Genomic DNA, 25,229 nt, shown 5'->3' with positions numbered 1-25,229 from the left:
GCCCGTCCCGCCCCCTTCCACCCCTCGGAACCCGCGTGCCCCGGGGCGGGACGGTCTGGGACGATGCGTCTATGAGTGCCTCATCCTCCTCGTCCCCCGCATCCCCCGCGCAGCCGCCGGTCGCGCCCGCCGCCGGGCGCCGCGTCTCGGCCCGTGTCGGCGCCATCTCCGAGTCCGCCACCCTCGCCGTGGACGCCAAGGCGAAGGCCCTCAAGGCGGCCGGGCGCCCCGTCATCGGCTTCGGCGCGGGTGAGCCGGACTTCGCCACCCCGGACTACATCGTCGCCGCCGCCGAGGCCGCGTGCCGCGAGCCGCGCTTCCACCGCTACTCGCCGCCCGGCGGCCTGCCGGAGCTGAAGGAGGCGCTCGTCGCGAAGACGCTGCGCGACTCCGGGTACGGGATCAACGCGTCGCAGGTCCTCGTGACCAACGGCGGCAAGCAGGCGATCTACGAGGCGTTCGCCACGCTGCTCGACCCGGGCGACGAGGTCATCGTCCCGGCGCCGTACTGGACCACCTACCCGGAGTCGATCCGCCTCGCGGGCGGCGTACCGGTGGAGGTCGTGACCGACGAGACCAGCGGCTACCTGGCCACCGTCGAGCAGCTGGAGGCGGCCCGCACCGAGCGGACGAAGGTGCTGCTGTTCGTCTCCCCGTCCAACCCGACCGGGGCCGTGTACAGCCCGGAGCAGACCGAGGCGATCGGCCGCTGGGCCGTGGAGCACGGGCTGTGGGTGCTCACCGACGAGATCTACGAGCACCTGGTGTACGGGGACACCCGCTTCACGTCGCTGCCCGCCGCCGTGCCCGAGCTGGCCGACCGCTGCGTGGTCGTGAACGGCGTGGCGAAGACGTACGCGATGACCGGCTGGCGCGTGGGCTGGCTGCTCGGCCCGCAGGACGTGATCAAGGCCGCGACGAACCTCCAGTCGCACGCCACCTCGAACGTGAGCAACGTCGCGCAGGCCGCCGCGCTCGCCGCCGTGTCGGGCGACCTGTCGGCGGTGGACGCGATGCGCCAGGCGTTCGACCGCAGGCGTCGCACGATCGTGCGGATGCTGAACGAGATCGAGGGCGTGACCTGCCCGACGCCGGACGGCGCGTTCTACGCGTACCCGTCGGTGAAGCCGCTGCTCGGCAAGGAGATCAGGGGCCGCCGCCCCGCGACCTCGCTGGAGCTGGCCGGGCTGCTCCTGGAGGAGGCCGAGGTCGCGGTGGTGCCGGGCGAGGCGTTCGGGACGCCGGGCTACCTGCGGCTGTCGTACGCGCTCGGGGACGACGACCTGGTCGAGGGCGTCTCGCGGCTCCAGAAGCTGCTCGCGGAGGCGCGGGACTGACCCGGGCGCGGGACAGGGGTTCGGGACAGGGGTTCGGGCGTCCGCCCCTGCGGGGCACGCGACTACCGGCCGCCTCCCCGGATGCGGCAAGATCCTCGGATGGATCGTGTACGTGACGTCCGTGCCCTGCCCAAGGCCCACCTGCACCTGCACTTCACCGGGTCGATGCGGCCCGGCACGCTGCTGGAGCTGGCCGACAAGTACGGCGTGCACCTGCCGGAGGCCCTCAGCAGCGGCCGGCCGCCCCGGCTGCGGGCGACGGACGAGCGGGGCTGGTTCCGCTTCCAGCGGCTGTACGACGCGGCGCGCTCGTGCCTGCGGGAGCCGGAGGACATCAGGCGGCTGGTGCGCGAGGCGGCCGAGGAGGACGTGCGGGACGGGTCGCGGTGGCTGGAGATCCAGGTGGACCCGACCTCGTACGCCCCCCGGCTCGGGGGGCTGATCCCGGCGCTGGAGATCATCCTCGACGCGGTGGAGGAGACGTCGCGCGAGACCGGGCTCGGGATGCGGGTGCTGGTCGCGGCGAACCGGATGAAGCACCCGCTCGACGCCCGCACGCTGGCCAGGCTCGCGGTGCGCTACCGGGACCGGGGGGTCGTCGGCTTCGGCCTCTCGAACGACGAACGGCGGGGCCTGGCCCGGGACTTCGACCGCGCGTTCGCCATCGCGCGGGACGGCGGGCTGCTGGCGGCGCCGCACGGCGGTGAGCTGACCGGGCCGGCGAGCGTCCGGGACTGCCTGGACGACCTCCAGGCGGCGCGCATCGGGCACGGCGTGCGCGTGGCGGAGGACCCGGCGCTGATGGCGCGGCTGGCGGAGGCGCGGGTGACGTGCGAGGTCTGCCCGGCGTCGAACGTGGCGCTCGGCGTCTACGAGGAGCTGGCGGACGTGCCGCTGCGGACGCTGTGGGACGCCGGGGTGCCGATGGCACTGGGCGCGGACGACCCGCTGCTCTTCGGCTCACGGCTGGCGGAGCAGTACGAGATCGCGCGCGAGCACCACGCGTTCACCGATCACGAACTGGCGGAGCTGGCGCGGCAGTCGGTGCGGGCGTCGGCGGCGCCCGAGGACGTGCGGGGCAAGCTGCTGCTGGAGATCGACGAGTGGCTGGCGTTGTGAACCGTTGTCAACTTCCCTGTGGACGACGTGTGTTCGCCCTCCGATGGGCGGGCGTGGGCCTACAGTGATCGACAGCATCGGCGGCGGAAGGGGCCAGGTATGGGGTACGGGGACATAAGGGGCGGCGGGGAAGCGCCGGTGCCCGGGATCGATGTGACGCGGCCCAGCATCGCGCGGGCCTATGACGCGATCCTGGGCGGCAAGGACAACTACGCCGTGGACCGCGAGCTGGCGGACGCGATCGTCACCCAGCTGCCGGGCGCGCAGGTCATCGCGTTCGACAACCGGCGCGTGCTGGCGCGGGCGATCGCGGCGATGAGCGCGGCGGGCGTCCGGCAGTTCATCGACATCGGCAGCGGCCTGCCGACGGCGGACAACGTGCACCAGGTCGCGCAGCGGCACGCGCCGGAGTCGCGCGTCGTCTACGTGGACAACGACCCGGTGGTCCTGGCACACGGCCGCGCGCTGCTCGCGGAGAACGACAGGACCACCGTCATCACCGGTGACCTGCGGGACCCGGCGGCGATCATCGGCCACGAGGACACGCGGCGGCTGATCGACTTCGGGCAGCCGGTGGCCGTCGTCCTGTCGGCGATCCTGCACCACCTCAACGACGACGAGGACCCGCTCGCCCTGGCGCGCTACTGGCGGGACGCGGTGCCGTCGGGCAGCCATGTCTACATCAGCCACTTCCGCAGCGAGAACGATCCGGGCTCGGCGCGTCTCGAAGCCATCCTCCAGCAGTCGCTCGGCCGGGGGCGCTGGCGGACGGACGCGGAGATCGAGGAGCTGTTCGAGGGGCTGACGCTGCTTGAGCCGGGGATCGTGCCGTGCGCGCTGTGGCGGCCGGAGGGGGAGGGCGTGCCGGAGCTGAGCGAGTGGCAGCGGCTGATCGTGGCGGGGCTCGCCGTCAAGCCGTGAGCGCGGCGGCGTGCGGCGTCACAGGGTGGTGCCGACGGTCACCGGCTCGTTGACGAGGGTGATGCCGAACGCGGCGTGCACGCCGTCGCGTACCTCGCGGGCGAGGGCGAGGACGTCGGCGGCGGTGGCGGTGCCCCGGTTGGTGAGGGCGAGCGTGTGCTTGCCGGAGATGCGGGCGGGGCCGGTGCCGTAGCCCTTGGTGAATCCGGCGCGGTCGATGAGCCAGGCGGCGGAGGTCTTCGTCAGTCCCTCGCCCGCCGGGTAGGCGGGGGGCAGGATCTCCGGTCCGAGGCGGTCGGCGACGCGGCGCAGGAACGCGGCCCACTCCAACTCGCCCAGGACGGGGTTGGTGAAGAACGAGCCGGCGGACCACGTGTCGTTGTCCTCCGGGTCGAGGACCATGCCCTTGCCCGCGCGCAGCTTGAGGACGGCCTCGCGGGCGGCGCCGGCCGGGACGCGTTCGCCGGGGGCGACGCCCAGGGCGCGGGCGGTCTCGGCGTAGCGGAGGGGGGCGGAGAGCCCGGCGGCGTCCTCCAGGCGGAAGCGGACGCGCAGGACGACGTGGCGGGCGGGGTTCTCCTTGAAGCGGCTGTGGCGGTAGGAGAAGCCGCAGTCGGCGGCGGGGAGGGTGACGGTCTCGCGGGCCACGCGGTCGTAGGCGACGACCTCGGTGATGACGGAGGAGACCTCCTGGCCGTAGGCGCCGACGTTCTGGATGGGGGTGGCGCCGGCCGAGCCGGGGATGCCGGCGAGGCACTCGATGCCGGCGAGTCCTGCCTCGACGGTGTGGGCGACGGCGTCGGACCAGTTCTCGCCCGCGGCCAGTTCGAGGCGGGTGCCGTCGAGGTGGCGGCCGGTGGTGGCGATGCGCAGGGCGGTGCCGCGGAAGCCGTCGTCGGCGATGAGGAGGTTGCTGCCGCCGCCGATGACCAGGAGGGGTGTGGCGGTGGCGTCGGCGGCGTTGACGGCGTCGATGACCTCGTCGTCCGTCGTGGCGGTCACCAGGCGGTCCGCCGGGCCGCCGACCCGGAGCGTGGTGAGGGTGGCGAGCGGCGCGTTGTGGATCTCCTGCACCCGGCCAGCATACGGGCGGCGGCAGGGGGCGGCTCGGGCGATGAGTTCCGGGCGGGGCGCGAGTCGGTACGGGTGAGGGAATGCCAGCGTGCGACCGACAGGAGCGGATCATGCCGAACATCTCGACGAGTCTGTGGTTCGACACGAAGGGCGAGGAGGCCGCCAGGTTCTACGTCTCGCTCTTCCCGAACTCGGAGGTCACCCGCGTCACGCACTACACGGCGGCGGGGCCGCGCCCGGCCGGTGAGGTGCTGACCGTGGAGTTCACGCTGGAGGGGCGGCCGTTCATGGCGCTCAACGGCGGGCCCGAGTTCACCTTCAGCGAGGCGGTCTCGCTGGTGGTGGAGTGCGCGGACCAGGCGGAGGTGGACCGCTACTGGGCGGCGCTGTCCGAGGGCGGCGAGGAGGGCCCGTGCGGCTGGCTGAAGGACCGGTACGGGCTGTCGTGGCAGATCACGCCGGTGCGGGTGAACGACCTGGTGGCCGACCCCGACCCGGAACGTGCGCGGCGGGCGACCGAGGCGCTGTACAGCATGCGGAAGATCGACATCGCGGCGGTCGAGGCGGCGGCGGACGGCGCGGGGGCCTGACGCGCCCGCGGCGCGCGGGCCGGGACCGGACGGGGGTCGGTCCTGGCGCGCGCGCCGCTGCGGGTCGCTCGGTGGTGCGGGCGGGTCAGACGGCGACGGGCGTCCGTTCCGCGGGGGTCTCCTGCGGGGCGGGCGTCCGCCGGGCGCGGCGGCCGGGGGCGATCAGGACGGCGACGGTCGCGGCCAGCAGCGCCGCCACCCCGCCCCAGACGGCGGGGACCAGGCCGTCGGTGAAGCGCTGCGGCGTCTCGTACCCGCCCTGGGCGGCGAAGACCGACGCGAGGACGGAGACGCCCAGCGCGCCGCCCAGCTCGCGCATGGCGTTGCTGACGCCGGAGGCGATGCCCTGCTCGTGCGGCTCGACGCTGGCCATCACCATCTCGCCGATGGCGGCGAAGAACATGCCCATGCCCATGCCGCACAGGACGAAGCCGGGGATCTGGCCGGCGTAGCTGACGCCGGGCTCGGCGAGCACGGTGAGCCAGCCGAGTCCGGCCGCCATGGTGACCAGGCCGGTCGCGACGATGGGCCGTCCGCCGATGCGGTCGGACAGCGCCCCGGCGAGGGGGGCGACCAGCAGGGGCATGGCGGTCCACGGGAGCATCCGCAGGCCCGCGTCGGTGGGCGAGTAGCCCTGGATGAGCTGGAGGAACTGGGTCAGCAGGAAGATCGAGCCGAACATCCCGGCGTACATGAGGAGGTTCGTGGCGTTCACCGCGCTGAAGGCGCGGGAGCGGAAGAGGCGCATCGGCAGCATCGGCGCGTCGGTGCGCAGCTCCCAGGCGACGAACGCGACGAGCAGCAGGCCGCCGAGGATGAAGCCGGTCAGGACGCTGCCGGAGGTCCAGCCGTGCTCGCTGCCGCGGACGATGGCGAGGACGAGGCCGAACAGGCCGGTGCTGGCGAGGACAGTCCCGGGGATGTCGAGGCGGGTGACGCCGGGGGCGCGGCTCTCGCGGAGGCGGGTGGCGGCCAGGGGCAGCAGGACGATGCCGATGGGCACGTTCAGCCAGAAGATCCAGTGCCAGGACAGGTGGTCGGTGAGCGCGCCGCCGACGAGGGGGCCGCCCGCGACGGCGAGGCCGTTGATGGCGCCCCAGACGCCCAGCGCGGCGCCGCGGCGCTCGGCGGGGACGACGGCGGAGATCAGCGTGAGGCTGAGGGGGAAGATCCCGGCGGCGCCGACGCCCTGGAGGGCGCGGGCGGCTATCAGGACGTCGGTGGACCCGGCGAGGGCGGCGAGGGCCGAGGCGGCGGTGAAGAGGGCGATGCCGTACGTGAAGATCCGGCGGCGGCCGAAGCGGTCGCCGAGCGCGGCGGCGGGCAGCAGGAGGCAGGCGAACGGGAGGGTGTAGCCGTTGACGATCCATTCGAGGTCGTCGAGTCCGCCGCCGAGGTCGCCCCGGATGACGGGGAGTGCGGTGGTGACGACGAGGTTGTCCAGGGCGGCCATGAAGGTGGCGGCGCCGGTCAGGATCAGCGTCCAGACGATGAGGGCGCGCGGGGGCGCGGCCTCGCCGGTCGGTGCGGTGGGTCCTGCCACTGTTCTCTCCTGAAAGATTAGTGATTGCTCAATAACTTTGCTGGGCCGAAAAAAGGGCCCGGGACGGGCCGCGCGCTCAGCCGGCGCCCGGCAGGGCCTGCCGGTCGAGGGCCTCGCCGCAGGCGCCCCAGATCTGGTCCTCCGCCGTGAACCCCAGGCTGAGCAGGGTGTTGATCAGCATGCCGTCGCCGAAGAACCTCCCCGTACGCTCCGCGTCGGCGCCGAGCCACAGGTGGACGGCGTCCCACAGACCCCGCCAGTGGGTGCGGACCTCGGCGCCGAACGCCGTGTCCCCCGCGGCCTGGGCCGTGTGCACCGCGACGTACATCTGCATCTGGAACATCACGACGTCCTGGTCGGCGATCAGCTGGTTGTACGCCTCGCCCATCAGGTGCTCGACCTCGCCGGGCGCGGCGCTCTCGGGGGCCTTGCCCACAGCCGCCTCGAACGCCCGCAGTATGTCGCCCGTGCAGCGCTCGGCGGCGGCCAGGAAAATCGCACGCTTGTCCGGGAAGAGCCGGAAGAGGTACGGCTGCGAGACGCCGACGCGCTGGGCGATGGCCGCCGTGGAGGTGCCCGCGTACCCGCCGCGGGCGAACTCGGTGAGCGCCGCACGGATGACGCTCTCACGCCGCTCGTCGGCCGACATCCGGCCACTGCTCTTCGCCATGGAGAGAAAGTTAGTAAGCAATCACTACCTTGTCAACCGCGGAAGCGGCCCGGCCGTACGGGACGGCCGGGCCGGTGCGTGCTCAGGCGAGGCGGACCACCGCGCGGGACAGGCCGAGGACCTTCTCCCCCGCGCTGCGCGCCGTCAGGTCCACGCGGACCGTGCGCGCCTCGTCGTCCAGCCTGGCGCCGACCTTCGCCGTGACCTCGATCAGCGCGCCCGTGTCGTCGTCCGGCACCACGACGGGCTTCGAGAACCGCACGCCGTACTCCACGACCGCCGCCGGGTCCCCGGCCCAGTCGGTGACGACGCGGATCGCCTCGGCCATGGTGAACATGCCGTGCGCGATGACGTCCGGCAGCCCGACCTGGCGCGCGAACCGCTCGTTCCAGTGGATCGGGTTGAAGTCGCCCGAGGCGCCCGCGTAGCGCACCAGCGTGGCCCGGGTGACGGGGAACGACGCGGCCGGCAGCTCGGTGCCCGCCTCGACGTCGGCGTAACGGACGGTCGCGGTCATGCGGCCTCCTCCTCGACGCGGCGGGCGACCAGCTTGGTGACGACCGTCACGACGTGCTCGCCCGACACGTCGTGCACCTCGCCCCTGATGTCGATCATCTCGTTGCCCGCCCGGGAGGTGATCGAGTCGATCGTGGAGGTGACGGTCAGGCGGTCCCCGGCGCGGACGGGCCGCGTGTACGTGAACCGCTGGTCGCCGTGGACGACGCGGCTGTAGTCGAGGCCGAGCGCCGGGTCGGCGACGACGGTCTGCGCGGCGTCGAAGCTGACGGCGAAGACGAACGTCGGCGGCGCGATCACGTCCGGGTGCCCCAGGGCCTTCGCGGCCTCCTGGTCCGTGTACGCGGGGTGCGTGTCGCCGATCGCGACGGCGAACTCGCGGATCTTCTCGCGGCCCACTTCATAGGGCTCGGTGGGCGGGTAGCTCCGCCCTACGAACGACTGGTCGAGTGCCATCGCGCGGACTCGCCTCCATGACAGGGAGATGGGCCGTTCACCACCGCGAACCGTGCACGGCGGGAACGCGTGGACGGACACGGGAAGAGGCCGTCACCCCCACGGGGTGCGGCCTCGTCACGCGCTGGGCGAGCGCCGGGTCAGCGGGTCTCGCGGTGGGCGGTGTGCGCGTTGCAGCGCGGGCAGTGCTTCTTCATCTCCAGGCGGTCCGGGTCGTTGCGCCGGTTCTTCCTGGTGATGTAGTTCCGCTCCTTGCACTCCACGCAGGCCAGCGTGATCTTCGGGCGGACGTCGGTGGCAGCCACGTGAGTGCTCCTTGACGGAATGGACAGAACATCTGATGGAACGATTGAACACAGAGAAGAGTAGCCGATCGGAGGACCGACCCCGCAATCGGCTACTGAGGGTAGCGGCGACCGGACTCGAACCGGTGACACAACGATTATGAGCCGTTTGCTCTACCGACTGAGCTACGCCGCCTCGGAGCGGCCCCTCCCCGTCGCGCGGGAAGTGACGCACTCCAGAGCCCCAAAACGGAATCGAACCGTTGACCTTCTCCTTACCATGGAGACGCTCTGCCGACTGAGCTATTGGGGCGAGCGCTCAAGAGATTACACGGTCACGGCCGTAAGGCGAAATCGATACGGAAGGGCCGCCGGGGAATCGGCCGCTCCGGTACGACTATTCCGTCGCTCCCGCTCCTGGTACCGCCCGCGCCGTACGCTCCCCGTAATGCCTGATGACCGTCTTGTCCTCACTGGGCCTCGCCTCGCCGACGGAAGGACCGTGGACGTCGCGCTGAGCGCGGGCCGTATCGCGGCGGTGGGCACCCCGGGCAGCCTGGCGGGACCGGCCGCCGAGGGCGGCGACCGCCTCGACCTGACCGGCTGGCTGCTCCTCCCCGCCCCGGCCGAGCCGCACGCCCACCACGACACCGCCCTGACCGCCGCGGGCCCGCCCCCCGAGCAGACCCCCACCGCACTGCGCCGCCGCGTCACCGAGGCCGCGCTCGCCCAGCTCGGCCACGGGGCCACCGCCCAGCGCACCCACGTACGGGTCGGCGACGCCGTCGGGCTGACCGCGCTGGAGGCGGTCCTGGAGGTACGCCGCTCCCTCCAGGGGTACGCCGAGCTGGCCGCCGTCGCCGTGCCGCGCGTCCTCACGGGCCTGGCCGGGGCGGAGAACCGGGCGGTCCTGCGCGACGCGGCCAAGATGGGCGCGGGCGCCCTCGGCGGCGCGCCCGACCTCGACCCGGACCCGGCGGGCTACCTGGACGTGGTCCTCGGCCTCGCCGACGAGCACGGCTGCGCCATCGACCTGCACACCGAGGCCGACGACCCGGCCAGGCTCGCCCGCCTCGCCTCGGCGGCCGGCGCGTGCCGCTTCGGGGTGACGATCGGCCCGTGCGCCGGGCTGTCACGGCTGCCGCACGACGTGGCCGCGCAGGCGGCGGACCGGCTCGCGGCGGCCGGGGTGACGGTCGTCTGCCTGCCGCAGGGACCGTGCGGCCTGTCCGCCGGGGGCGGCGGGACGCCGGCGCGGCTGCTCGCGGCGGCCGGGGTGCCGGTGGCGGCGGGCGGCGGGGCGCTGCGTGACGTGGCGAACCCGGTCGGACGGGGCGACCCGCTGGAGGCGGCGTACCAGCTGGCGTCGCACGGCGCGCTGCGCCCGGCGGGGGCGTACGCGGCGGTGAGCGGGCGCGCGCGGGCGGCGATCGGGCTGCCGGACGTGCGGATCGAGGCGGGCTTCCCTGCCGAGCTGCTCGCGGTGCGCGGGGAGACGGTGGCGGGGGCGCTGTCGCTGGCGTACAGCCGTGTGGTGATCCACCGGGGGCGGGTCGTCTCGCGGACGAGCGCGGTGCGGGAGTACTCCGGCACGCCGGGGGACGCGAACGGCGGCCCCGGGCTGCCGCGCCAGTCGACCGGCTGAGGCCGAGAGGGGGCGGCTCGTGCGCGCGGTCTCGTCAGTCCCCCGGTATACCGCGACACTCCCCGTGATCCAGGACATCGGACGTCCCATGTGGGAGGTGCCCGACGGCCGTTCCACCGAGAGAAAGCTGGTGCCGGATGTCCCCCTCCACCGCCGGCCGGCGCGGTACGCCGCCTGGCCGGCCGCCGTCGGCGCGCTGCTCGCCGGTCCACTCCCCCACGCGCACGCGCAGCCGGCGCCGCAGGCGCAGGCCGCCGCGCCGGAGCGGCAGGTGCTGTTCGAGCCGGGCACCGATTCGGGGTACGCCTGCTTCCGCATCCCCGCCCTCGTGCGGACGACGCAGGACACGCTGCTCGCGTTCGCCGAGGGGCGGCGCGACAACTGCGGCGACGCCGGTGACATCGATCTGGTGCTCAAGCGCTCGTTCGACTACGGCAGGACATGGACGCCCCTGGAGGTGATCGACGCGGGCGGCGGCGACACGCACGGCAACCCGGCGCCCGTCGTGGACGCCGCCACCGGCCGCGTCCTCCTCGCCAGCACGCGCAACACCGGCCAGGGCGGCGGGAACTGCGGCGTCCCGTGCGAGCGCGTCCCGTTCCTCTCCTTCAGCGACGACGACGGCGCGACCTGGTCCGAGCCGCGCGACCTCGGCGCCGAGCTGCGGCCCGACGACTGGAACTCCTGGTACGCCACCGGCCCGCTGCACGGCATCCAGCTCCAGCGGGGCGACCGGGCGGGCCGCCTGCTGTTCACCATCAACGCCGAGACGTACGCGGGCGGCCGGGTCACCGCGAACCACGCGGCGCTCGCGTACAGCGACGACGGCGGCGACTCCTGGCGGCTCGGCGCGGTGGACAGCTGGCCGGTGGCGGCCGACGGGACGTTCCGCCAGAAGCCGTCCGAGAGCGCGGTGGCCGAACTGCCCGACGGCTCGGTCCACGTGAACGGCCGTGAGGAGTCGGGCACCGACCTCGGCCACAGGACATGGGCGGTGAGCGGGGACGGGGCGAGAGCTTCGCGGCGCCCTTCCGCGCGCTGCCCGACCTCTACACGCCGCAGGTGCAGGGTTCGCTGCTCCAACTGCCCGGAACCGACCAGCTGCTGTTCGCCGCGCCGTCCGATCCCGACCGGCGGCGTTCGATGATGATCAGGTCGTCGTGGGACGGCGGGCGCACGTTCGATTCCGTGGACCGGGGCTCGCTGGTGACGTCCGACTGGTCCGGCTACTCCGACATGGTGTGGACGGCCGACGAGCGGGTCGGGCTGCTGTACGAGGGCGGCGCGGTGGACGCGCGGGACGAGATCCGCTTCGTCCGCTTCGGCGAGGACTGGCTCGGCCCGCGCCCCGCGCCCCGCGCCCCGCGACCGTGGTCGGCGACCCGGCGGCCACGCCCGGCAGGTACGGCACGGGACTGCCGTTCGACGGCCCGCGGGACGCGGTGCGCCTGCCGTACCGCGACGCACTGCCGCTCGGCGCGCGGGACTTCACCGTCAGCCTCTGGTTCCGCTGCTCCGCGCGGACCGGCACCCACCCGTTCCTGTGGATGGGCGGCGTCGGGGGGAACGCGCCGCAAATCTGGGTGCGCGGCGAGCCGGAGAACGGGCGGCTGCGCGCGCTGCTCACGCCCAGGGAGGGCGCGGCGGCACCCGCGAGCGCGTTCGTGGACTCGGCGGGGGCGTTCGACGACGGGGCGTGGCACCACCTGGCGCTCACGCGTTCCGGCGGGCGGCTGTCGCTGTCCGTGGACGGCGGCGGACGTGCCGGGCTCGGGCAGCGGCCGGACAACCTGATGCGGCTCGTGGGCGCGCTGGACGAGGTGCGGGTGTACGCCCGCGCGCTGACGGCGGCCGAGCTGACCGCCGTGCGCCGGTCGAACGCCTCGCCCGCCGGTGCGATCCTCGCGCTGCCGCTCGACGGCGTACGCCCCGCGCACGGCGGGGGCTGACGTACCGTCGCAGGCATGCGCACAGTGATCGCAGGTGGACATGGCAAGATCGCCCGGCGTCTGGGCAGGCTGCTCGCCCAGCGCGGCGACCGGGTGGCCGGGCTGATCAGGAACGAGGAGCACGCCGCCGACCTCCTCTCGGACGGCACCGAACCCGTCGTCTGCGACCTGGAGACGGCCTCCGTGGAGGAGGTGGCGCGCCACCTCACGGGCGCCGACGCGGCGGTGTTCGCGGCCGGCGCGGGTCCGGGCAGCGGGGCGGGGCGGAAGGACACGGTGGACCGGGCGGCGGCGGTGCTCCTCGCCGACGCGGCGCAGCGGGTCGGCGTGCGGCGCTTCGTCGTCGTCTCGGCGATGGGGGTGGACGGGCCGCCGCCGCCGGACACCGACCCGGTGTTCGCCGCGTACCTGCGGGCCAAGGGCGCGGCGGACGCGGACATCAGGGAGCGGTCCGGGCTGTTCTCGACGATCCTGCGGCCGGGGCGGCTGTCGGACGAGCCGGGGACGGGCCGGGTGCTGCTGGCCGAGCCGCCGGTGGACGGGGGCGCGGTGCCGCGTGACGACGTGGCGGCGGTGCTGGTGGCGCTGCTGGACACGCCGGGGACGGCCGGGCTGACGCTCGACCTGGTCGGCGGGACCGAGCCGATCGCCGAGGCGGTCGCGGCGGTGAGCCGGCCGTAGCCCGGGGCTCCCGGGGCCCGGTGCGGGAGCGCGCCGGGTCTCGGGGGTTGTCGTGGCCGGGGCGGGCGCCTACCGCCGTTGTCGGACGTCCGATGTCCTGTCTCCGGGGTCTCGACGAGGAGGCAGCAGCATGGGAAGAAACGCGCGCACGGTGACGGTCGGCGCCCTGTCCGCCACCGGCGGCGGCGCGCAGGCCCGCGAGCAGGCGCCCGAACGCCCGCCGCGCGGCCGGTGCACCACATCCGTCCCGTTCGTCTCGGGCACCGGCGGCTACGACACGTACCGCATCCCGGCGGCCGTGACGACGCGGCACGGCACGGTCGTCGCCTTCGCCGAGGGCCGCGTCGGCGGCGCGAGCGACACCGGCGACATCGACGTGGTGGCGCGCCGTTCGGACGACGGGGGCTGCACGTGGGGGCCGCTGTCGGTCGTGGCGGCCGGGCAGGGCGACACGCACGGCAACCCGTCGCCGGTCGTCGATCCGGCCACCGGGCGGCTCGTCCCGCTGACGACGCGCAACAGCGGGGAGGTCACGGAGGACGAGATCATGCGGGGCATCGCGACGCCGGAGCAGAGCCGCCGCGCGTTCGTGCAGGTCAGCACGGACGACGGCCGTTCGTTCAGCGCGCCGCGCGAGATCACGGCGGACACGAAACTGCCGGACTGGCGCTGGTACGCGACCGGTCCAGGGCACGCGATCGCCCTCACGCGCGGGCCGCACGCGGGCCGGCTCGTCGTCCCCGCGAACCACTCGACGGCGCCCCCGGAGGGCTCGGCCGACACGGGGCGCGAGGCGAAGTACTACGGCGCGCACGCGCTGCTGAGCGACGACGGCGGCGCGACGTGGCGCATCGGCTACGTGGACGGCTCGTACGACGGCGCCGTCAACTCGAACGAGTCCACCGTCGCCCAACTCACGGACGGGCGGCTGTGGTTCTCCACCCGCGACCAGAACGGGACGGTGGCGGGCAACCGCCTGGGCGTGTGGTCGTCGGACGGCGGCGAGACGCTGGACGGGGCGTACGCCGTGGTGGAGTCGCTGAACGACGTGCCGGTGGTGCAGGCGAGCACGCTGCGGACGCCCGGCGCGGCGGGGCCGCTGCTGCTCTCCGGGCCGTCGGACCCGGCGGCGCGACGGGGGGATGCGGCTGTGGCGCAGCGACGACGACGGGCGGACGTTCACGCCGGTGGAGACGCTGTCGGCGGACCCGGCGGCGTACGCGGAGCTGGTGCAGGTGGACCGCAGGACGGTCGGCCTGCTGTACGAGACGGGCGCGACGAGCCCGTACGAGACGCTCACGTTCCACCGCTTCAGGGACCTCTGACAGGCCGCGGGGTCAGAGCAGCCCCGCGGTGGCGAGGAGGCGGGCGACCTTGGCCACCTCGTCGTCGGAGAGCGGGATCTGCGGCTCGGCCAGCGTCGCGTGGTCGATCACGCCCCGCAGCCGCAGCGCCGTCTTGAACGCGCCGAGCCCCGACGAGCCGCGCCCCATCCGCGCGGGCGCGCCGACGTGCACCATGGCGAAGAGCGCCACGAGGCGTTCCTGCTCGGCCCGCGCCGCCGCCCAGTCGCCGTCCGCGCACCGCCGGACCAGGCTGACGTAGCCGTGCGGGTCGACGTTCCCCAGGCCGGGGACGACGCCGTGCACGCCCATCAGGTGCGCCGCGTCCACGGTGACCTCGGAGCCGGTGAGGACGGAGAAGCCGTCGGGCGCGCCGAGGAGGATGTCCCGCAGGACGCCCTGGTCGCCGCTTGAGTCCTTCAGCCCGGCCAGCGCGCCGTCCGCGGCGAGGCCGGTGACCAGTTCGGCGGTCAGCTTGCTGTGCACGGACACCGGCAGGTCGTAGGCGATGACCGGTGCCTCGACCTGGCGGGCGAGCAGGCGGAAGTGCCGTTCGATCTCGGCCGGGTGGGTGCGGGTGTAGAACGGGGCGGTCGCGACGACGGCGTCCGCGCCCGCCGCGAGGGCGGTGCGGGCGTGGTCGAGGACGCGGGGCGTGGTCATGTCGATGGCCCCGGCGAGCAGCGGCACCTGGCCGCCGGCGTGCCCGGCGACGGTCTCCACGACCGTGCGGCGCTGCGCGTCGGTCAGGAACGCGACCTCGGAGGTCGAGCCGAGGACGAACAGCCCGTCCACCCCCGCGCCGGTCAGATGGTCCACCAGTCTGATCAGCGACGCGGTGTCCACCTCGCCGTCCGGCGTGAGCGGGGTGCAGACGGGCGGGATCACTCCGGTCAGCCGTGCCGGCAAGGTCATGAACGCGTCTCCTGTGCGGTGGCGGCCTGCTGGACCAGGTCGCGGGTGGCTTCACCGTCCCCGACGGGGTGGTGGCAGCGGTAGAGATGTTCCCCGTCGGCGCGGTCCGCGTCCGGCATCGACGCGGCGCACACCTCGTCGGCCTTCCAGCACCGCGTGCGGAACGGGCGGCCGCTCGGCGGGCGGACCGCCGAGGGCATCGGGCCGGTGAGGGGGATCGGCTCGATCGGGTCGAGCAGCCCGGGGGCGGCCGAGAGGAGCGCGCGGGTGTACGGGTGCCGCGCGTGCGCCGTGACGCGGTCCGCCGGTGCCTCCTCGACGACGCGGTCGCTCATGCGGCGGACGGTCTTGATGTCGTGCGAGATGAACACCATGGCCAGGCCGAGGCGGTCCTTGACGTCGAGCAGCAGGTTGAGGAGCTGCGCGCGCACCGACACGTCGAGGGCGCTGGTCGGCTCGTCGGCGAGGCCGGGGAGGGCGAGGACCGCGCGCGGGGGCCGTTCCCCGACGCGTTCTGGGCCGCCTTCCACCGCGTACGCGGCGACCTGCGCGCCGACGACCAGGACCCGCGCGTCGTCTGCGCGCGGCACGAGGACATCCTCGCCGCCCTGGAGGCGGGCGACGGGCCGCGCGCCGCCGTCGCGATGCGGGCGCAACTTCGCGGGCATCAGGCAGCTCCTCGCCGACCACGCCACGGCGGCGTCCTGACGCGGCGGCGCGCGGACACCGGACCCGCCCGGCAGACCCCGCCCCACCGGGCCGGGACTCGGCAGACCGGTGGAGCGGAGCGGCAGCCGCGCCCACGGCGCCGCCGGAACACACGGCGCGCACAGCGGACGCGACGCACCCAGCACGCGCGACACCCACCCGTTCCTTGACTCACGGTAACCGTTCATGGGTTCACCGTAAGCGCTCCGTAGCCGATTGGGTATCGCTCGTACGGGTGAACGCCGCCCCCGGCGCGGGCCGGGGACGGGAGGGCGGCGACCGGGCCGTTCAGGACACGGCGACGCAGTCCTCAAGGCGGTCCGCGAGCGCCGGGTCGGGGCGCGGCACGACGCCGAGGTCGCGGTCGCGCCCGATGTCCAGGCTGCCGAGCACCGCCGCCAGCTCGCCGCGGGGCCGCCAGACGCGGGGCCGCGCGGTCCACTCGTGCTCGCGTTCCAGCGGCTCCAGCTCGGCCGCCTGCCCCGCCCAGTGCTCGGCGTCCTCCGGCTCACCGCGCTGGAGGTGCAGCAGGCACAGGCACAGCGCCGCCGTGGACGTCCCCGCCCCGGCGCTGAACTCCCACCAGAAGCGCGCCCCGTCCGTCAGCCCGCTCAGGTGCAGCAGGCAGGCGAAGACCAGGCCGCCGGCGGGCTCGATCCGCTCGGAGTTGACCAGGCCCGCCATCCAGGCGGGCGCGCGGGCGTCGCGGACGAGCGAGCCGCACAGGGCGAGCAGCTCGCGCGCCGACCGTTCGCCGTCGCTCTCGTACGGCTCCGGCGGGAACGCGGGGGGCGTGGCCGGCGCGGCGTCGTCCAGCACGCGTTCGATGCGGCGCCTGGACGCGGCGATGTCCTCGGGCGTCACCCCACCGGGCACGAACGCCGCCCCGGCCAGCAGGTCATCGATCGGCGTCCGCACCGCGCCCGCCCCCTTCCATCGACAGTTCGCGCGCCAGCGTGCGGCGCGCGAGGTGGCGGTACGTCCGCACCGTCACCTCGGCGATGCCCATGATCCCGGCAGTCTGCGCGGTGCTGTACCCCAGCACGTACTGGAGCACGATCACGTCGAAGTGCCGGTCGGGCAGCTCGGCGATGGCCGCGTACAGACCCAACGCGCTCTCCAGCAGCGACAGTTCGGCCCGGAAGTCCTCCAGGACACGACGACTCACCTGCTGGAACGCGGCGGTGGCGGGCATCGCGTGCCGCCGCCCCTCGAAGATCAGCGCCTCCTCGACGGCGGACTTCATCATCGACCAGGCGGTGGCCTCCGGGGACTCCTCGCGCATCAGCATCGGCCAGTGCCGCGCGAGGTGCACGAAGACGCGGTCCACGAGATCGACGGCGCGGCGCCGTTCGCCCAGTTGCAGTTCGGCGTACGACAGGTACACCGGGTAGTACCGCTCGTGGAACGCCCAGAAGGCGGCGGGCATCGTGACCCCGGCTTCCCGTACGTCCGGCCGCGCCGGTCCCTGCCCGTTCATGCCCGCCCCCCGCCGCGCCGCGCCATGGCGTCGGTGCCGACACGCACGCCGACACCGAGCAGCCACCGGGCCAGGGCCCGTACGTCGGGGGCGAACACGCGCAGCGCGACGGCCAGGGCAAGCACACCGTTCGCGGTGTCGTAACTCACCTCTCGTCCTCCTTCGGAAGATCCGGCGAGAGCGTGATCGCCCTCAGCAATCAGCTAAGCGCGCGGAGTGCCCGAACGTGGAAGAGGGTGACCACCTCGATCCGGAACGTAACCACTCACCCCCACGCATATGCCAAAGGCACCCACCACAACACCTCCCCCACCAGCCCCGAACACCCCGGCACACGCCCGCGCATATGTCACACGCCCGGCGCGAACGTGACGCAGATCACGGCACCTCTCGCGCCCCCTCCACCACCCCCCGTGGGCATACGTGAGTCCGCCAGGCCTGCCTCGGACGGACACGGCCACGCGGAGAGGCAAACAGACGCGCCCCCTCACCCGACGGCAGAGTCACGAAGGTCGCCGCCGCAGCGCCGCACTCCTCGACTGCTCACGGAACCGGCTACTGCACGAGACACTGCGGGAGGCTCTGACCTGGCTCGACCGACCCAACATTCAAGAACAAGCGCCTCCCCACCCTCTTCAGCCGCACACCCCCTCCGCGCGTGCGGAGAGGACCGTCGGGTTCGCGATGCTGCCGGTGCCATCGACGGAACACCTCCGCGCGTGGGGAGAGGACGCCGTACTTCGGCAGCAAAGCCCGCATCGCGACGGAACACCTCCGCGCGTGCGGAGAGGACAGACGTGCCGACCTCTGGTACGCCCTGGGTGTCGGAACACCTCCGCGCGTGCGGAGAGGACAGGCAGGTCGGCGACCCCGGCCCGCGCGTCCCCGGAACACCTCCGCGCGTGCGGAGAGGACCTGCCCGGCGTCGTCTACTGCCCGCTTGAATGCGGAACACCTCCGCGCGTGCGGAGAGGACGCAGTCGTGGCCCTCCGCGACGCGGCGGGGCGCGGAACACCTCCGCGCGTGCGGAGAGGACAACCCGACCACGCACCCGGCGTCCCGGGCACGCGGAACACCTCCGCGCGTGCGGAGAGGACGCGATCCCGTCCGGCCGGGGTCTGCTGGCGTACGGAACACCTCCGCGCGTGCGGAGAGGACCGGCGTGGTCCGTGGGTTGCGCGGTGGCATGACGGAACACCTCCGCGCGTGCGGAGAGGACGACGCCGAGGGGAGACACGGCCGCCGAGACTGTGGAACACCTCCGCGCGTGCGGAGAGGACGGAACCGTCGCCCCGCCCGCGCCCGAGGTCAGCGGAACACCTCCGCGCGTGCGGAGAGGACATGCTGTGCGGCGCGAGGACGCGGAAGCTGTGCGGAACACCTCCGCGCGTGCGGAGAGGACACCAGGGAGATGCCAGCGCGTTGCCCCAGCGGCGGAACACCTCCGCGCGTGCGGAGAGGACCGGGCCCGGCTGGTCGTACTACGCCTGCAAGCCGGAACACCTCCGCGCGTGCGGAGAGGACCCGATCGCCTTGACCAGCACGCCGGTCTCCGACGGAACACCTCCGCGCGTGCGGAGAGGACCAGCGGGCTGTGCCGACCTGTTCGCGATGGCTCGGAACACCTCCGCGCGTGCGGAGAGGACACGGTCTGCTCGTAGGCGGCGGCGGAGGTCTCCGGAACACCTCCGCGCGTGCGGAGAGGACGCCGGATACCGGTGTGCACCCTGTGCACCTGCCGGAACACCTCCGCGCGTGCGGAGAGGACGCGTGTAGATGACGCGCCCGTTGAGGGACATCCGGAACACCTCCGCGCGTGCGGAGAGGACGCCGAGGACCTGCCGACCGAGGACCTCCTCGACGGAACACCTCCGCGCGTGCGGAGAGGACCGAACTAGGGTTTGTTCCAGGTTCGGATCATGTTGGACGGAGGCTGCGGATCCAGATCACGGCACCGCGTAAGTGGAGTCCGGCGAGGTAGCTGGTGGAGGTCTTGTCGTAGCGGGTGGCCAGGCCCCGCCACTCCTTGATCTTGTTGATGCAGCGTTCGACGGTGTTGCGGTCCTTGTACAGGTCCGGATCGTGACCGACCGGGCGGCCGCCGCGCGAGCCCTTCTTCTTGCGGTTGGCGGCCTGGTCGGCCTTCTCCGGGATGACACCGCGGATGCGGCGTTGCCGCAGGTAGGCGCGGTTGGCGCGGGAGGAGTACGCCTTGTCTGCCGCGACGGCGCCGGGCCGGGTACGCGGACGGCCGACCGGACCACGCACCCTGATGCCCTCCAGCACCGGGATGAAGCGGGGGCTGTCGGCGGCCTGTCCCGGTGTGACGATGAACGACAGTGGCCGGCACCGGCGTTCGGCCGCGAGGTGGGCCTTGGTGGTCAGTCCGCCCCGGGAACGGCCCAGTTCAGCCGCGCAGGGCCGGGCTCTGCGCCGCCGCCGTAAACGCCGCCGCTCCTCACGCGCCACGGCGTCGCTATCCTCGTCCGGCGGCACTATTGACGCGCTTTGCCCCTTTCGAGGAGCCCCTTTTCCTCGGTGACAGCCTTCTCCAGCTCGTCCAGCAGTTCGGGATCGACGGCCATTCCCGCCGCGTGATGATGAGCGCGGGCGACCGTGGAATCCACGCTGACCAGGTCGAGATCGACCTGTCCGCGGGCCGCCGCCTCGGCGATCATCCCCTCCATCAGCGTCCGGAAGGTCCCGGCCACCGCCCAGCGCTGGAACGCGCCGTAGACGGTCGACCAGGAGCCGTACTCCTCAGGCACGTCCCGCCAGGGACACCCAGTCCTGAACCGCCACATCACGGCGTTGAACAACCGTCGCAGGTCAGGGACCGGACCGCGCTCGCCCACCGGCAAGAACGGCTCGACCAACCCCCACTCGGCATCAGAGAGATCACCACGCGCCACCCTCGACAACTACCAGGCCCGGCCGTCCGGCGCCGGAGAATCTCCAAACCAGTGATTCGAACCTGGAACAGGCCCTAGGGCGTTGCCGTACTCGTCGCTGATCTGGAACACCTCCGCGCGTGCGGAGAGGACGCAGCGCCAACTGCGGGGGAGCACCGGTAGGGCGGAACACCTCCGCGCGTGCGGAGAGGACGCCGCGTCCCGCAGCCGCGCCAGCTCGGCGGCCGGAACACCTCCGCGCGTGCGGAGAGGACGGGGCTGTGCGGCGGCCTGGGCGGGCCGGGGGCGGAACACCTCCGCGCGTGCGGAGAGGACATCAGCGCCGCCGCCAGCCAGTCCCACGACCACGGAACACCTCCGCGCGTGCGGAGAGGACCCCGGAACCACCTGACGGTTCCGGGCCGGGGCCGGAACACCTCCGCGCGTGCGGAGAGGACCCCTGCTCGTCGAACGCGGCGAAGTACGCCGTCGGAACACCTCCGCGCGTGCGGAGAGGACGAGGAGTCGGTTGGGTCCTGTGTGGGGCAGGGCGGAACACCTCCGCGCGTGCGGAGAGGACGGCGGCGTGGTCCTGGGTGATGTGGAGCCAGGCGGAACACCTCCGCGCGTGCGGAGAGGACAAGCCGATGCCGTAGGCGAGGGGCAGCAGCTGCGGAACACCTCCGCGCGTGCGGAGAGGACAAGCCGATGCCGTAGGCGAGGGGCAGCAGCTGCGGAACACCTCCGCGCGTGCGGAGAGGACCTTCGCGAACAGGTACTTGATCGCCGCCACCGCGGAACACCTCCGCGCGTGCGGAGAGGACTACGTCCTCGTGGAAGGCGAGCTGGATGTTGACGGAACACCTCCGCGCGTGCGGAGAGGACGCCCACACGGCCCACCCCGGCTGCTGGGCCGACGGAACACCTCCGCGCGTGCGGAGAGGACGAAGGGGCGGACGGTCTCGGCGGTGAACTGTGCGGAACACCTCCGCGCGTGCGGAGAGGACACTTTCTGACCTGCGGCGTTAGAGTGGCTTTGCTGTTTCTTGACCTTCCCTTCGGAAGCCGATCAGGGTCAGGCCGTCGAAGTCCAAAGGTGCTCGGCGGCGGGTGCCCGCTGTCTGGAGGGAGAAGCCCTGTTCGTTGGCGTCGGGGTAGGCGAGGACTGCCATGCCATCGCCGATGTTGGCGGAGACCGAAGTCCACAACTCGTCGCGGACACGGGCCGACACCGTACCCACGTACAGCTGCGGAGTGACCTCCAGCAGCCAGCGGCTGAGCGCGCCGCGAAGGTGGTCGGGGACCGCTGTCGCGGAGATCATGACCATGGACGCCACTGGTTCACCCCTCCGTCCCGTGATTCAGGCCGCCCGGAACGACTCCGGCGACCGGGTCCCAGAGGTCCACGAGCTGTTCATCGGGATCCTCGGTCCCGTACTCCCCCGTCGGATCCAAGAGCTCCTGGATGTCGGTGACGATACGCGGCAGCAGTCGGAACAGACGCAGTCCGTCGCGGAAGGAGCGTCGGGCCTGCGCCTCCGGGTCGGTCGCGTCGTGGAGCGAGAACGCCAGCGGGATCGTGAGCCGGGCCTTGTACAGGTCGGCGATGTCGTAGACAAACGCCTGCTGGTTGCCGCTGTGGACGTAACCCAGTGCGGGTGAGCAGCCCAGAGCGACGATGGCCGCGTGGACGATGCCGTACAGGCAGGTGTTGGCAGCGGAGAGCGCGAGGTTCACCGGGTCCTGGTCTTCCCAGGACTCCGGATCGTAGTTGCGGCGGAAGCGGCCGATCTTGTGCTGTCTCGCGAGGAGTTGGTAGTGGGCCTTCACCCGCGCGCCCTCGAAACCACGCAGTTGTTGCAGGGTCGCGTCGGGGGAGACGGTCCCTGGCCCGAAGCGTTTCTCGTACATCGCACGCGCGACGCGGAGCCGTTGTGTGTCGTCCGCCCAGGCCCGGGTCTGGCGTTCCAGCCAGTTCGTGGTGAGGGAGTCGGGCAGCGTGGCGGCATAGCACCGGACGCCGCCCGAGCCGACGACCAGGACGGTGGTCCCGTGGCGGGCCAGGGTGGACAGGGCCCGAGCGGTGATGGACGTGCCGGGGCCCAGGAGGACACAGCTCAACGCGGCGGTCGGCAGGTAGACGGTCTGGGTGCCGTGGCGTTCGCTGGTGATCTCCGCGCAGACCCCCGTATCGTCCTGCTGCACCCGCGCGATATCGAGGTAGAGAAACGACAGGGAGTCGGCGACGCGCGGCAGCATCGCGACCGTGGGCGAGGCCAGTCGGCGCCGTGCCTGACCAGGGGTCTGCTGCCGCCCGCGGCGGGTTGTGGCCGTCACGCCGCGCCGCCGGCCGGTGCGACCGTCAGCAGACCGCAGCCGTAGGATTTCGCACGCCCGACGCCGGCGACGATCCGCTCCCGAAGCAGGTCAGCGTCCACGATCGTCGCGACCCCGTCGAACCGGGTGCGGTCATGGCGCATGCGCTGCTTCGCCGCCGCCCCCTGGGTGCCACGTGGGCCACGTACCGCGTCCAGGGGCTGGGAGAGCACACTCTCCGGCTCCAGACCGGCGGCCGTGGCCTGACGTCGCCACCACTCGTCGGCGGCGCGGCCTCCCAGCGGGACGACCGGCTTGAGTTCGTACACCTCACGGGTGGTGGCGCCCGGTCGCCGCACAGCGTTGGCCACGCAGCGGTAGCGGATACGGCGGCCCGGCTTGAGCGCGTCGAGCAACGGATCGAGGGGGCGGCTCAGCAGGGCACCGTAGCCGTCGGGCAGGCGAGCCGGATCGGGCTCGTGGGTGCTCTGGACGAACAGAGCGCAGCCCCGGGGAGTGTCCTCGACGCGGAACAGCACACCGAACCGGGCACGTGCGTCGTTGGCCTCGATGTCGGGGAAGAGCGACATCACGCGCCGGTGGAGACTGATCGCCGATCCGCCACCCAGCAGGTCGCCGCGAGCCGCGCGCGAGCGGGGGTCGAGCGTGAGGCGGCTGAGCCAGACGGTCATGGGTTCCCCCTCTCGGGGTGGGCGGGGTTCACTGCCAGATGCCTCCGGAGCTGGGCGAGATAGGCGCTGCCGAGTCCGGCGAACCGGTCCTCGGGCAGGGAGACGACACGGCGGTAGAGCTGTCGGCTCAAGTACGTCCGCCGTTTCGGGTGGAAGGACCGCGGGTCGTCGTTGATCGTGCTGGTCGCTCGCGCGGCCTCGGCCTCGGGGGTGGACTTCCACCCGTCGGGCACGGGCAGCGCGTCCAGCGGCGCTTCGGAGAGGAAGACGATGTCCAGCGCCCCCGCGCCCTTGGCCCGTTCGGCGGCGACCGGCAGGAGCACGAGGTCATGGAGCGGACGGTCGCTCCGGGCCAGCAGCACGGGGCCCTCGGGCGGGCAGGAGCGACGCCCGAGGAACAGGGGCCACCGCGGTTCACGCAGGGCCTCGGCGAATCGGTTCACCGCTTCTGGACCGGGTCCGCTCGCGGTACTGGTCAGGGCGACGGTGAAGGCTGCGTCGGCGAGGTAGGCGCGATGGCTCAGCAGCGTGGCGGTCGTGCCGCTGCGCTTTTTCCCCTCGGCCGTGGTGACGGTGTCGCGGGCGGGGAGGCCGCCGCCGACCGTGTGCAGGTCGGTCAGCAGGACGCCCGGCCGGTCCACGCGCACGGTCAGCGACAGGGCCGTCAGATCGTCGAGCGACGCGCCGCGCTCGCGCCCGAGCGCGGCGGCGAGCATCCCTATGACTCCCGAGCGGGTGGGGAACCGGGCGGTGTCCCGATCCGTGAAATGGCTCTTCTCTCCCCATGACTGGAGCGGACCGGCCAGCCGCAGGAGGAGCCCCGGCCGGTTGTCCGTCTCCTGACCGGTCACGCTGTGGCCTCGATGGTCTCCCCGCCCAGGGCGCTGCGCAGGGCGGTCTCGACCAACTCGTCGATCCCGTCGCGCCGTTGCCCCAGTTCGTCCAGCCCGTCGTGCCCGACGCCGGCCCAGCCGGCGGCCAGCAGCCGCTTGCGCCCCAGCATCCGGTTCGCCTGCGCGGCGTAGGCGGCCAAGCGCGCCACGGAGGGAATCTCGAAGCCCTCGCCCCGTGAGGACGCGACCGGCTTCTCGAAGGCGGCGGCGAAGGACAGCGGCCGGTCGGAACGGACCGCGAGGTGGACGAGGCCCGGGATGGTGTGGGGCGCGGTGGAGTTCTTCTTGGCGCCAGGCAGCGATCTGATGAACGCGCCGAGGAAGGCGCCGGTCAGTTCCCTTACGCTCGCTGCGTCGTCGCCGATGTTGCCGGCCAGTTCCCGGAGGTCGACGGTGGCGAAGCGGTAGAACGTGCCGGCGCTGTACTGGCCGTGCCCCATGTGGCCGCTGCCGGTGGCGTCGTCCCAGTCCTGGCTGACGTCGTCCACGGCGGAGAAGTAGTCGAACTCGACGTCCGTCTCGTGGGTGGTGAGGGCGTGCGCCACCTGTACGGCGCCGTCCACGCCCGCGTCGTCCACCTCTGCGAGCATCCGGCCGAAGAGGTTGATCACTCCGTTGCGTGCCTTCAGCACGCCGTCGATGGCCGCCTGCTGGAGCACGCTCTTGTCGGACGGCTTCTTGATGTCCTTGGCGGACTCCAGCTGCTCCCGGTGCTCCTCCGCGATGTCGGCCAGGTCGCGAACGGCCGTCTCCGGGACGTAGACGAGCGCGTTGGTGTACACCTTGTTGGAGACGGTGACGGTGGCGTTCTTGTCCTTCGTCTTCGCCAGCTCGAACTTGATGCTGCTGCCGGCGGCCACGTGCGCGCCGGCCCGCTCGGCGAGCGGGGACGGCCAGCCGCGTTCCTCCAGCTCCCGCGTGACGCGTTCGCCGATCCGCCGCGTGCGCAGGGCCCGCTCGCCGATCTCCTCCTGGAACTTCTCCCGCGTGGCGCGCTTCCAGGACTGGCTGCTCACCCTCGTGCGCTGCGCGTTCCCGTACTGGACAGTCTTCACCGAGTTGGTGTCGTCCCGGTTGAGATTGGCTACCGGGACTGACTGAATCACGTGGATGTCGATGAATCGCGCGGGACGGGTGGTTGGTGACACGGATTTCTCCATACTGCTGGTGTTGATCGGTTCGGAGTCGGTGGAGGCTTCCGGCGG

General features: G+C 73.1%; 22 protein-coding genes, 2 tRNA genes, 4 pseudogenes and 2 CRISPR repeat arrays. Of the genes and pseudogenes, 9 read left to right on the top strand and 19 right to left on the bottom strand.

Annotation, left to right across the window (positions count from 1 at the left end):
* Nucleotides 1–71: 71 nt before the first annotated feature.
* From ACL02R_RS09805 to ACL02R_RS09795, 3 genes are all read left to right on the top strand, one after another.
* Nucleotides 72–1,337, top strand: a complete 1,266-nt coding sequence (locus ACL02R_RS09805; protein ID WP_412796478.1) for a pyridoxal phosphate-dependent aminotransferase — start codon at nucleotides 72–74, stop codon at nucleotides 1,335–1,337.
* A 99-nt stretch (nucleotides 1,338–1,436) separates the two neighbouring features.
* Nucleotides 1,437–2,456: an adenosine deaminase gene (locus ACL02R_RS09800; RefSeq protein ID WP_412796477.1), complete on the top strand. Its 1,020-nt coding sequence runs from the start codon at nucleotides 1,437–1,439 to the stop codon at nucleotides 2,454–2,456.
* A 138-nt stretch (nucleotides 2,457–2,594) separates the two neighbouring features.
* Nucleotides 2,595–3,377, top strand: a complete 783-nt coding sequence (locus tag ACL02R_RS09795) for an SAM-dependent methyltransferase (RefSeq protein ID WP_412796476.1) — start codon at nucleotides 2,595–2,597, stop codon at nucleotides 3,375–3,377.
* 18 nt (nucleotides 3,378–3,395) lie between these two features.
* Here ACL02R_RS09795 and ACL02R_RS09790 read toward each other — a convergent pair whose 3' ends face one another.
* Entirely contained in the window at nucleotides 3,396–4,451 is a 1,056-nt protein-coding gene (locus ACL02R_RS09790; RefSeq protein WP_412796475.1) for a UDP-N-acetylmuramate dehydrogenase, read from the bottom strand.
* A gap of 110 nt (nucleotides 4,452–4,561) precedes the next feature.
* Between ACL02R_RS09790 and ACL02R_RS09785 the strand changes: the two genes are divergently transcribed.
* The gene (locus ACL02R_RS09785; protein ID WP_412796474.1) at nucleotides 4,562–5,041 is read left to right on the top strand and encodes a VOC family protein; all 480 of its coding nucleotides are present in this window, start codon (nucleotides 4,562–4,564) and stop codon (nucleotides 5,039–5,041) included.
* 85 nt (nucleotides 5,042–5,126) lie between these two features.
* Here ACL02R_RS09785 and ACL02R_RS09780 read toward each other — a convergent pair whose 3' ends face one another.
* From ACL02R_RS09780 to ACL02R_RS09750, 7 genes are all read right to left on the bottom strand, one after another.
* Entirely contained in the window at nucleotides 5,127–6,584 is a 1,458-nt protein-coding gene (locus ACL02R_RS09780; protein WP_412796473.1) for a DHA2 family efflux MFS transporter permease subunit, read from the bottom strand.
* A 76-nt stretch (nucleotides 6,585–6,660) separates the two neighbouring features.
* A complete protein-coding gene (locus ACL02R_RS09775; RefSeq protein ID WP_412796472.1) occupies nucleotides 6,661–7,254 on the bottom strand; it encodes a TetR/AcrR family transcriptional regulator in 594 nt (197 codons plus the stop codon).
* 82 nt (nucleotides 7,255–7,336) lie between these two features.
* Nucleotides 7,337–7,771 (bottom strand): MaoC family dehydratase, encoded by a 435-nt coding sequence (locus ACL02R_RS09770; protein ID WP_412796471.1) that lies wholly within the window; start codon nucleotides 7,769–7,771, stop codon nucleotides 7,337–7,339.
* Nucleotides 7,768–8,226, bottom strand: a complete 459-nt coding sequence (locus tag ACL02R_RS09765; RefSeq protein ID WP_362962039.1) for a MaoC family dehydratase N-terminal domain-containing protein — start codon at nucleotides 8,224–8,226, stop codon at nucleotides 7,768–7,770. Before ACL02R_RS09765 ends, ACL02R_RS09770 begins: the two co-directional genes overlap by 4 nt.
* Nucleotides 8,227–8,366: 140 nt before the next feature.
* The gene (gene rpmG, locus ACL02R_RS09760) at nucleotides 8,367–8,531 is read right to left on the bottom strand and encodes a 50S ribosomal protein L33 (protein WP_077059582.1); all 165 of its coding nucleotides are present in this window, start codon (nucleotides 8,529–8,531) and stop codon (nucleotides 8,367–8,369) included.
* 102 nt (nucleotides 8,532–8,633) lie between these two features.
* Nucleotides 8,634–8,706 (bottom strand) — tRNA-Met (locus ACL02R_RS09755).
* A 44-nt stretch (nucleotides 8,707–8,750) separates the two neighbouring features.
* Nucleotides 8,751–8,823 (bottom strand) — tRNA-Thr (locus tag ACL02R_RS09750).
* Between the two features lie 189 nt (nucleotides 8,824–9,012).
* Between ACL02R_RS09750 and ACL02R_RS09745 the strand changes: the two genes are divergently transcribed.
* The 4 genes and pseudogenes from ACL02R_RS09745 to ACL02R_RS09730 all read left to right on the top strand — a co-directional run bounded on the left by ACL02R_RS09745 (nucleotide 9,013) and on the right by ACL02R_RS09730 (nucleotide 14,110).
* Entirely contained in the window at nucleotides 9,013–10,155 is a 1,143-nt protein-coding gene (locus ACL02R_RS09745) for a hydrolase (protein ID WP_412796470.1), read from the top strand.
* An 88-nt stretch (nucleotides 10,156–10,243) separates the two neighbouring features.
* Nucleotides 10,244–12,104 (top strand): annotated as a pseudogene (locus ACL02R_RS09740) (exo-alpha-sialidase).
* 15 nt (nucleotides 12,105–12,119) lie between these two features.
* Nucleotides 12,120–12,785 (top strand): NAD(P)H-binding protein, encoded by a 666-nt coding sequence (locus ACL02R_RS09735; RefSeq protein WP_412796469.1) that lies wholly within the window; start codon nucleotides 12,120–12,122, stop codon nucleotides 12,783–12,785.
* Between the two features lie 130 nt (nucleotides 12,786–12,915).
* Nucleotides 12,916–14,110 (top strand): annotated as a pseudogene (locus ACL02R_RS09730) (sialidase family protein).
* A 12-nt stretch (nucleotides 14,111–14,122) separates the two neighbouring features.
* Here the strand turns inward: ACL02R_RS09730 and ACL02R_RS09725 are convergent.
* On the bottom strand, nucleotides 14,123–15,043 hold the full coding sequence (locus ACL02R_RS09725; RefSeq protein ID WP_412796468.1) for a dihydrodipicolinate synthase family protein: 921 nt from the start codon (nucleotides 15,041–15,043) through the stop codon (nucleotides 14,123–14,125).
* Nucleotides 15,040–15,510, bottom strand: a pseudogene (locus ACL02R_RS09720) (oligopeptide/dipeptide ABC transporter ATP-binding protein); the annotation flags it as partial. The gene ACL02R_RS09725 and the pseudogene ACL02R_RS09720, both read right to left, overlap by 4 nt.
* On the opposite strand from ACL02R_RS09720, the gene ACL02R_RS09715 reads away from it, so the two are divergent.
* Nucleotides 15,400–15,921, top strand: coding sequence for an FCD domain-containing protein (locus ACL02R_RS09715; RefSeq protein WP_412796615.1), 522 nt, complete (start codon nucleotides 15,400–15,402; stop codon nucleotides 15,919–15,921). The pseudogene ACL02R_RS09720 and the gene ACL02R_RS09715 overlap by 111 nt on opposite strands.
* A gap of 118 nt (nucleotides 15,922–16,039) precedes the next feature.
* Here the strand turns inward: ACL02R_RS09715 and ACL02R_RS09710 are convergent, their stop codons facing one another.
* From ACL02R_RS09710 to cas7e, 9 genes and pseudogenes are all read right to left on the bottom strand, one after another.
* Nucleotides 16,040–16,669, bottom strand: a complete 630-nt coding sequence (locus tag ACL02R_RS09710; RefSeq protein ID WP_412796467.1) for a hypothetical protein — start codon at nucleotides 16,667–16,669, stop codon at nucleotides 16,040–16,042.
* The gene (locus ACL02R_RS09705; RefSeq protein ID WP_412796466.1) at nucleotides 16,650–17,231 is read right to left on the bottom strand and encodes an RNA polymerase sigma factor; all 582 of its coding nucleotides are present in this window, start codon (nucleotides 17,229–17,231) and stop codon (nucleotides 16,650–16,652) included. The genes ACL02R_RS09710 and ACL02R_RS09705 overlap by 20 nt, the downstream gene beginning before the upstream one ends.
* The gene (locus ACL02R_RS09700) at nucleotides 17,228–17,380 is read right to left on the bottom strand and encodes a hypothetical protein (protein ID WP_362962063.1); all 153 of its coding nucleotides are present in this window, start codon (nucleotides 17,378–17,380) and stop codon (nucleotides 17,228–17,230) included. The genes ACL02R_RS09705 and ACL02R_RS09700 overlap by 4 nt, the downstream gene beginning before the upstream one ends.
* 493 nt (nucleotides 17,381–17,873) lie before the next feature.
* Nucleotides 17,874–19,122: a CRISPR direct-repeat array (repeat unit 29 nt; unit sequence CGGAACACCTCCGCGCGTGCGGAGAGGAC).
* Nucleotides 19,123–19,149: 27 nt separating this feature from the next.
* Nucleotides 19,150–20,144: pseudogene (locus ACL02R_RS09695) on the bottom strand (IS5 family transposase).
* Nucleotides 20,145–20,246: 102 nt separating this feature from the next.
* Nucleotides 20,247–21,130: a CRISPR direct-repeat array (repeat unit 29 nt; unit sequence CGGAACACCTCCGCGCGTGCGGAGAGGAC).
* Between the two features lie 18 nt (nucleotides 21,131–21,148).
* Nucleotides 21,149–21,460, bottom strand: a complete 312-nt coding sequence (cas2e, locus tag ACL02R_RS09690; protein WP_412796465.1) for a type I-E CRISPR-associated endoribonuclease Cas2e — start codon at nucleotides 21,458–21,460, stop codon at nucleotides 21,149–21,151.
* Between the two features lie 4 nt (nucleotides 21,461–21,464).
* Nucleotides 21,465–22,382: a type I-E CRISPR-associated endonuclease Cas1e gene (gene cas1e / locus ACL02R_RS09685; protein WP_412796464.1), complete on the bottom strand. Its 918-nt coding sequence runs from the start codon at nucleotides 22,380–22,382 to the stop codon at nucleotides 21,465–21,467.
* A gap of 74 nt (nucleotides 22,383–22,456) precedes the next feature.
* Nucleotides 22,457–23,131, bottom strand: a complete 675-nt coding sequence (cas6e, locus tag ACL02R_RS09680; protein ID WP_412796463.1) for a type I-E CRISPR-associated protein Cas6/Cse3/CasE — start codon at nucleotides 23,129–23,131, stop codon at nucleotides 22,457–22,459.
* Nucleotides 23,128–23,982 (bottom strand): type I-E CRISPR-associated protein Cas5/CasD, encoded by an 855-nt coding sequence (gene cas5e / locus ACL02R_RS09675; protein WP_412796462.1) that lies wholly within the window; start codon nucleotides 23,980–23,982, stop codon nucleotides 23,128–23,130. The genes cas6e and cas5e overlap by 4 nt, the downstream gene beginning before the upstream one ends.
* On the bottom strand, nucleotides 23,979–25,184 hold the full coding sequence (cas7e, locus tag ACL02R_RS09670) for a type I-E CRISPR-associated protein Cas7/Cse4/CasC (protein ID WP_412796614.1): 1,206 nt from the start codon (nucleotides 25,182–25,184) through the stop codon (nucleotides 23,979–23,981). The genes cas5e and cas7e overlap by 4 nt, the downstream gene beginning before the upstream one ends.
* Nucleotides 25,185–25,229 lie beyond the last annotated feature (45 nt).

Source organism: Streptomyces sp. MS19 (assembly GCF_047200595.1).
GTDB lineage: Bacteria > Actinomycetota > Actinomycetes > Streptomycetales > Streptomycetaceae > Streptomyces.
The sequence above is the reverse complement of the archived record's forward strand: the minus strand, read 5'-3'. Positions and strand labels throughout refer to the sequence as shown.

What these genes read in the sequence shown, in the direction of transcription:
- ACL02R_RS09805 (WP_412796478.1), top strand. Translation starts at nt 72, where the DNA reads ATGAGTGCCTCATCCTCCTCGTCCCCCGCATCCCCCGCGCAGCCGCCG.
- ACL02R_RS09800 (WP_412796477.1), top strand. Translation starts at nt 1,437, where the DNA reads ATGGATCGTGTACGTGACGTCCGTGCCCTGCCCAAGGCCCACCTGCAC.
- ACL02R_RS09785 (WP_412796474.1), top strand. Translation starts at nt 4,562, where the DNA reads ATGCCGAACATCTCGACGAGTCTGTGGTTCGACACGAAGGGCGAGGAG.
- ACL02R_RS09775 (WP_412796472.1), bottom strand. Translation starts at nt 7,254, where the DNA reads ATGGCGAAGAGCAGTGGCCGGATGTCGGCCGACGAGCGGCGTGAGAGC.
- ACL02R_RS09770 (WP_412796471.1), bottom strand. Translation starts at nt 7,771, where the DNA reads ATGACCGCGACCGTCCGTTACGCCGACGTCGAGGCGGGCACCGAGCTG.
- ACL02R_RS09765 (WP_362962039.1), bottom strand. Translation starts at nt 8,226, where the DNA reads ATGGCACTCGACCAGTCGTTCGTAGGGCGGAGCTACCCGCCCACCGAG.
- ACL02R_RS09735 (WP_412796469.1), top strand. Translation starts at nt 12,120, where the DNA reads ATGCGCACAGTGATCGCAGGTGGACATGGCAAGATCGCCCGGCGTCTG.
- ACL02R_RS09725 (WP_412796468.1), bottom strand. Translation starts at nt 15,043, where the DNA reads ATGACCTTGCCGGCACGGCTGACCGGAGTGATCCCGCCCGTCTGCACC.
- ACL02R_RS09705 (WP_412796466.1), bottom strand. Translation starts at nt 17,231, where the DNA reads ATGAACGGGCAGGGACCGGCGCGGCCGGACGTACGGGAAGCCGGGGTC.
- cas1e (WP_412796464.1), bottom strand. Translation starts at nt 22,382, where the DNA reads ATGCTGCCGCGCGTCGCCGACTCCCTGTCGTTTCTCTACCTCGATATC.
- cas6e (WP_412796463.1), bottom strand. Translation starts at nt 23,131, where the DNA reads ATGACCGTCTGGCTCAGCCGCCTCACGCTCGACCCCCGCTCGCGCGCG.
- cas7e (WP_412796614.1), bottom strand. Translation starts at nt 25,184, where the DNA reads ATGGAGAAATCCGTGTCACCAACCACCCGTCCCGCGCGATTCATCGAC.